The organism is Photorhabdus sp. P32, assembly GCF_038085095.1.
Lineage (GTDB): Bacteria > Pseudomonadota > Gammaproteobacteria > Enterobacterales > Enterobacteriaceae > Photorhabdus > Photorhabdus luminescens.
Map to the genome: position 1 here is coordinate 20204 of NZ_JAZGJN010000226.1, position 8390 is coordinate 28593.

The window sequence follows — 8390 nt, forward strand, 5'->3', positions numbered from 1 at the left end:
CTGGACGAAAGCTGATGACGGACTTTACTTATTAAACCGAGATAATCTAACAATGACAATGTAATGTGAGAATACAAACTCAATATTAAAACTTGCTTATCCAATTTCCGTACAGCAAACTACCGTATACGTTAATTTGCCGTACTTAAATCGGAATGATTAAGTAAATAAGTAAATAAGTAAATAAGTAAATAAGTAAATAAGTAAATAAGTAAATAAGTAAATAAGTAAATAAGTAAATAAGTAAATAAGTAAATAAGTAAATAAGTAAATAAGTAAATAAGTAAATATAAACCATAAATCACACAAATTAAACTTAAATAATATAGAAACCTAAAATTAATTTAAAAACCTACCTTCTATAAATATCTCACAAATTGCTTCTATCAAGCTCTCCAAAAGGAGAGCCTGTATTATGTAATCGCTAAATTAATTAACGGATGGTATAACGAATATGCAGAATAATATCGTTCATAGTTTGCAATATAGTTTTCTGTTTGTCGGTAGCATTCGGGAATTGCAGGTTCAGTGTACCCTGATCATCAAGCGCAATACCTTCAAATGGCAGGTATTTGCCGTCATTAAAATCCAACTGGAATTGGCCGCTATCATTAGTACCATGAGACACAGCCAACGCTGAACAGCCCTTCGGCAACTGAGTACTGCCACCATAACTGAGCATAGCCTGAACATCCTGATAAGGCCCAATCAACGCAGGCAGTGAAACACTGATTTGCTTAATACGACGAATCTTGTTATCACCAACAATACTGTCCGGATAATCCATTTTCAGTTTCAAATCAGACAATTTGACCGAAGATGACAGAATAGCATTAGCTAATGACAAACCATTTTCTTTAGTTCCCGCAGTCCCCTCTCCCTTGTCCAGTAATACGGGTATTTGTTCCGCCAGATTAAAACAATCCTTATCCGCCAGCGAACCGTAAACTTCTGCCAATGAAACGGTGCGTTCCACCTCCAGAGCGCGAGATTCCCATTTCAGATATGCCTCTTCCATCTGTGCCAGATTTTGTATCAAAGCTTCTCCACACAGTAAACCGGCGTAAGTTCCTTGCCATGCACCCGGTTTGACAAAGCTAATGGAATTATCATTAGCTTCCCATTGATAGGATTGCTCTGCCATCAGGCAACGGGATACGGCCAAATCATAGAACTGGAAATAAATTCCCGACAAACGTCCTCGTAACCAACTATATAGCGCTTGATTACTAAATTTACTTTGTAGGAAGGTTAATTGTGCCTGAGCCTGAGCTTGTTGGGTTTTCAGGTAATCTTTTTGCATTTCAGCCGCTTCACGGCGAATAGACAGTGACTCCAGTTGCGCGTTTAACTGATTAATCTCCGCTTGTGCGTTGTCACGTTGAATTTTCCATTCTTGACGGCGGCGGCGATATATTTCCGACTGCGCAACTTTCTCTGCATCAACCATCTTAGCAGAAGCGCTCAATTCAATACCGTCAGCAATAGCATAGGCAATAGCGCCATAATGCATGCCACCGTCAGCCAGGCCGAAGATATTCGGCGCCATATCGACACCTGCGCCAGCCATGCGGGAAATCTGCGCTCCTTGAGATTCAATAGCAGATTCTGAACGTAACGCCAGCGCCCGTTGCTCACCTGCGTTGATATTTTCCTCATACAGTTGGTTATAGCTGTCAAACCGTTGTTGCGACCCTGCCAAAGAGACTTGCAGGGCAGTTTTTTCCGAATCCAATTCGGCCAATTGGTTATCCTGCATACGAATGCTGGTTAGTATCAACTCACTGGCTTGGGTTTGTAGTAGTTGGCTCATGGCTTCCGCATCCTGACGCTCACTATACCCCAGTAATGAACTACCAAATTGTATAAGCTGGTTAACCAAGCCCCTTGCCCCTTCTAGCATTTGTGGGAAACGGTGAATAGTCAGCGGCGCCTTCGGTAAGTCAGCTCCTCCCTGAGAAGCAGAAACCGCAGCACTCAGCAAAGCTTTTGGATCAGCCGGTTTAGCATACAGCGGCAAGGAGAGCGGCTGGCCGTCAATCGACAGATTATGACGTAAATTAAACATGCGCTGCGCCAGTGTCCGCCAGTAACCTTTGAGCTTGCTATTTTCCTGCGGCAGGAACAAGGCAGTTAGAGAGTTGGCTGTTCCCAACAACTGGGTTTTTACCATGCTATTCAGACGCAACTGAGTCAGTACCTGATGTCGAGCCTGCTGTATGGTTTTTGAAGCGGCATTACCTAACGTCGGATCAGTCCAGGTCGTGCTCAACATCACTTGAGGCTCGTCACCCAACAGGTTAAGTGCCTGTGTATACCACATTTTAGCCTCAGCCAACGTATCACGTTCTAACTGGCGGTAAGCCGCATCACCACGGGCCATTAGCAGATCCAACGTTGCCATAAAGGTGGCTACCTTGTAATGCATCGGATCATCCTGAGCAACAGCATCCGGATCGGTGGAGTCCAGTTGTTGTGCATTCCAACTGGTGTCTTCTTCCAGCGGTCGCACGTTCCAATGGTAGATAGCAATTTTACCATCAACGATATAACCGGACGGACTCCAGACATAACGGAACCAGCGATTCGCTGCATCAAAATTCTGTTCCTGCAACAAACGATGCGCCATCATCATTGGAGTATAATAGAACAGTTCCCAGAAATAGAGGGCATTAGCGCCAGAGAAATCCATCGGTTCACTATCGTTCTTCAATGCCTGTGCGGAAGAGAGGCCACTAAAGGTCTTATGATCGTTGCTGAGAAACCAACCGTGTGGATCTTTCTCATCAGTACGATCGAACAAGATTTTATCAGTCGTTCCCTTTTGGTATTTTGCACGTACCCATAAGTGGTTCTTATTTCCAGTTGCTTCTATAAAACAGGATAAGAAAACTTTCACAACAGTTTGACTTGTTTCGCTAAGTTTTCCTTGATAAATAACAAAACTATCGTTGTCTTTAAATATATCAACATATTCAATAGCGAAGCTTTTATTAGCGCCATGAATAGACTCATCATATTTATCCAGAACAAGTTGCACATAAGTGCCTGTACCTAATTGCAGCTCCTGAATATTCTGAGTTTCCATACTGAGTACTGCATCAATACCACGATTAGCACGGCTAACTAACTGCTGAGCGAACAAGGTATTCAAACGGGTACGATATGCGCCAATTTGCATATATTGAACACCGTTATTTTCACTATATAACGTAATCACATTCTCAGTACCGAGAACTTTTTTAGTTACCGGAATAATAAAAGTTTCTGAACCCAAGGATCGACCATCTTGTGCCATAGCGGTGAAATCAATCTCAATATGAGCCTGATTGTCGATGAAATTTAAATTCCTACAATCTATTGTGAGATTATTGAACTGATAAATCATCTCTTCAAAACTGAGTGCCGGCTGCTGAGGAACATAAGTACTATTATCAGCAGTGAAGATTTGATCATCACCACCCGCTTTTACAGTGATTTTTACTTTAGAACTGTCAATACCCGTATTGATCTTAATCGGGTTGGATATTTTATAACTCGACCAATATCCACCAGTCGTACTTATTACGTCAATCTCCCGGAGATTATAATAAAAATCTTTGTTACTGGTTCCTGCATCTATATATTGAGTGCCACCATTATAATCGGTAGTTTTATTGTCATCTTTCGAAACAAAATACCACTTTTTACCTTCCGGTGAATTATTCTCATTATAGATGCATATGCTATCACTTGATATTTCATTTGTACCGAATTTAAATAACGGCACCAAATTAAAACGGTTTGCATCATTAAATGACGAATCATAAATTATAAATTTATCACCCAATGCAGCATATTGTTTCATAAGATTACATTGTATACGGCGAACAGTTGTTGCATCCCCATTATGAATAATACTCAATGCCATATTAGTAGATAGCTTTAAATCTTCTGCGGCAGATTTAAAGGTAATATTAGGAACACTACCACCATAAAGCATAGTTAAACTGTAATCTCCCCAAGAATAACTACTGTTACTTGTCACAGAGGAAGGAATTTCATAATCTTCCGCGTAACGGTTATTAACTCTTCTGGTTATGATTTTTTTATTGTCGCGATTCGGATCTGCCACTATCGTATCAAATTGCGGATAACTGTTATTCCAATAATTAGTTGCCTGTGCATCAGTCATATTATCTGATGACATATCAGCGAAAATATATAGACCAGTTACCGGCGCCTTATTATCAGTATAGGGGCTATAACTACTCTGCATCGAATAGAACATAACCAATAAAGTGTCTTCCCCTTGATAACCAGTACAATACAATCCTAAAGATTCAGCAGCATCAGCATTTGATGTGTAATTTTTTACCCTTTCTGTCACATCAAAAGTAAATGGTGTATTCCAACTACCATCGTAGCAAATATGAGCCAGTTTTAGGTTATATTGATAAGTCGTGGTCTTACCATCATCACTTTTCTTTGATTGTTGCTCCAGCCATAGCAGATATAAGCGAGACATATAAACAACCGGGCGGATAATATTTTTCCAAGGATTAACAGCACAGGTAATTTTATTCCACTCACCCCAAGCATTTGCAGCAAACTTACCATTCTCACATTTGCTGTGATCGACACTACGCCAGTAATATGTACCCGGAGCAGCCTGATCAATACCGATAAAATAAGTTAATCCTTGATCCACATTCACGTTGTCGTGGTAGGCGCTAATTACTTTCAGATTCGCTACCTGCTCAAAGCTGGTCAAATAAGTTTTGAAAGCATCTTCCACCGTATCCGCATTTAGCTGGCTCTGATTGATAGATTGCAACAGCGTATCCATCATTTTGGTTTGCCCAATGCGCTGAGTTGGATCAACATAGTTTTCTGGATAATAGACCAGTTCAGAGACGCCAGCCCAAGTGCTGTAACGTTTATTGTAGCGCTCCCAGTCAGTGAAGAATTGACGGGTACTAACGTCCGATGCAAGCGGGCTTTCATCCTGATTTAAAGCTCGGTTAACGTACAGTTGAATACCCGCGATAGCCTCAGCGATACGTGAGGTCATCACATCGGCAGAAACCTGATTGTCAATCAGCAAATAGGTATATAACCCGTCACGGTCGCGTATTCCAGCAGCACTATCTACAATAGCATTAATATAATAGTTGCATAGTGCCTTGCTGAACGTCTCATCCAGTTTTTTCTGCGCTTGTTTAGCATGATCAGCCATCAGCGCAGCCGCCGCAGCTTGCCAGACAGCATAGTTATGATCTACTCCATATTTCAAGGCCATCATCCCTGCCAGATCTAGTGGCGAAACAGCTAAGACCGAAGACATCTGTAACCATTGCAGAATAGCGTCAATCTGTGTCCAACTGGTCAGTGTTGTTAGCCCCTGTTCCACCTGATTAGCTGCCATTTGTAGGAGAGACTCCTCCTTGTTCATAGCTTGTGCCACATCGGTAATAGTCAAAGCTTTATTTTTCAACGCTGTTAATGTTGGGGAGGCATGTTGTCCCAAACCGTTCACCCAAGTATGAAAACCCTCCAGAGCCATCATGGTCAACAGATTGTGATCCAGTACACTTTTATCTTTAACTAACAGGACGGGTTGGGCCACTATCAGTGACAACTCCATTTCACTTAACCCAATACGGCGATAAATTAGGCTTAACTGTGCCAGCACCTGTGCAAAGGTAATCACCTTTGGACTGGTTGGGTCTGTCTGAACTTCTTTCCAAAAATCATCAACGGTTATTTGTGCCGATTGGCTCTGATCAATCCATAACAACAAGTCATACGCAACTTCTTGCGAAGTTAAATGCAAAACCGAGGTGAAGCAAGGGGCCATTGCTCTTTTCAGATCCTCCCCAGTCAGGCTCACCTTGCCATGTAGGGTTGAGGACAACGTAGCCGTCAGATTGCTAATTTCTGGCGTTAAAGTGGTACTGTAAGTGGTCGTGGTCATCAGAAACAGATCGGTAACCGTCCATTTTTGGGCCTGTAACCACTGTGTGATCCACAACAATTTTTCCACTATTTCCGCCAATTTACTGTCGGCAATTTGATAAATATTGGCGTCACCATAGCCACAAATCGCCAACAGGATATTCAGCTCAGCAATAGTCAGGTTATGCACCTGTGCTAACAGGCTAACCAGATACAGATCGGACAGATTTTCTAAGTTATTCTTGATAACACCGTCTTCTTTTTTACGATCAGTGATTAATAACATCTGATACAACTCACTAGCATTAACCTGAAATGCGCGTTTTAAAACAGCCTTGCGCTGGTCATCACCTGTACTGTCTGGTTTAAGATTCAGATCAGGATTAGGAAGATGTTTAGAGTTGTCCTCACTGATTTCATAGCGAATACCATTGAGCGGAGGATTATTAAATAGTTGCTCAAATTGGCTAAGCTGATTACTAACAGCTTGCTGAGAGATATTAATATTAGCCAGAATAGCGGCTGTCTCTTCACTGATTCCATAACGATCAATGTAGAATTTTACCCGATAAACCTTGTTTAATACCTCAACCGTGATTGATTTTGTGTTATTAACACTATCAACAATACGCTCCAGCGTAGCAAAAGAGAGGCCGGTAGCTTTTAGCAACCGAATAGCCTTATTCATTTTAAGCAGGAAAGCTTTCGGGGAATATTGGTCAATTTTAAAATTAGCAGCGGCAAAGTTATAACTACCGCTATGCCATCTTTGCAATCCTATACTGAGTATATTGCCAGAGTCACTACGTTTAATTGTCGCTTGTGATTCATACTCCTGATTTACGACCATATCAGAGTGGGGATTATGGGCAATCTCAGTCCAATCAGCGGAACCATCTTTATATTGCAGATAAAAATCATCCAAGCCATAGCTGCTGCTTAAATTGTATTTAATCAGATAATTGTCGCTACCCTGTGGATACAGCTCAATATAATTCGTCTGACTGGTATAATTATCCGATGGTGTTCGAGTTACACGAACCACTTCCATCTTACCCGCGTTATCAACCAACGGAATAACCAGAATATCACTGCTATACCCAACATGTGATAATGAAGTAGTAACATAGGCAATTTCTTCTGGTGAGACGCCATAATACCGGGCCAGATAACTTGGGGACATTAACTGAGCAGTGGTAATATCGCCAAAGTTTGTTTTATAAAGTACATCAAGCTTGGCTTCATCTTTTTCCGGGATCTCCTCAATCAGCAAGTTATACAATTCTGGCGAAATATGGGAGCTAATACCCAATAAAGTCTCTGGATCGAGCTTCGCAGCAACAATCGGCGCCTGTGACAAATGACTAAATCCTGGATCACGTTCATGAACAATTTCACGAACAGTTTCATAAGCGTGATGATAAGGTGTCTCCCCACTTAAACGATAAGTTGACAACATATCCATCACGTCATCTGGTGATTTTCCTGTTTTTGCTTCGATCCCGGTAAGGCACAATTCATTAGAGAGAGTCAGAGTTGAAATTTCCTCATCCATATTTTTCTGGCTGAGCATTAAGCTTGCTAAATCGGGACGGCGTTTATCCAGATAATAAATTGAGGCGCTGCCATGCAAATCTTTGGCTTCACGGTACAATTCGGTTAAATAAGCCGCCGGCGAGAACATTGATGCTACTGAACCTGGCGCGGCATAGTTATCAGCGCGATTACCAAACAGATCACTATAACCTTGTGTAAAACCTAATATTTGCCGGGTACCCAACCGGACAGCGTTTTTCAGCAGCGGATTAGCATAGGCAAAAATACGTTTTTCATGAAGTAGATTTCTATCCTGCTCCACTTGTGCAATTTCATAAATTCGTTTTGCTTCTCCCCAATTAACCATTTCTCGGGTTTTTTCCCGGAAAGTCTCAAAGGGATACAGCGCAATTTCCGCCGGACAAGTTAATTTCAGTTTCTGACAGATAGTATCGATAGTGCTTGATAATGAGTTTTGCATAATTGTCTCTCATTGATAATGTTATTGCAGCAGGCAAACAGAGACCGACTGCAAATGTGCAGTACTAACAAGTTAGGGATCAAAAACGCAGACGAATATTATTAAAATAATATCGTCTGAAAACACCCATAGGGCTGATTTATCCTCTAATGTGGTTGGTATGAAATAGTGAATACGACAAAATGCCACAGAACGATATCAGGCATGATAAATATATTTATCAGCCCATAAGGTAAAGCCACAAACATATTTTTTTACGTTGGAGTGTTAAAAAATGATATGGTAATGGTTAACATTAACCATAATACGGGATCTTATACGAGACGATAAGTCTCATGACGATAATTAGCTATCTGTAGGGTGATTTTATTTTCTAACAAAACAATTTAGAGAGTGATAATTATGTAAAAAACATTATAACCAGAGTCGTTATTTA

The 8390-nt window shown here is 41.1% G+C and carries 1 protein-coding gene; it reads right to left on the reverse strand.

The window, feature by feature from the left end; translation table 11 throughout:
* Positions 1-433 precede the first annotated feature (433 nt).
* Positions 434-7954 carry an insecticidal toxin complex protein TcbA gene (gene tcbA / locus V2H77_RS05960; RefSeq protein ID WP_341498077.1) on the reverse strand — a complete coding sequence of 2507 codons (7521 nt, stop codon included), beginning with the start codon at positions 7952-7954 and terminating at the stop codon, positions 434-436.
* Positions 7955-8390 lie beyond the last annotated feature (436 nt).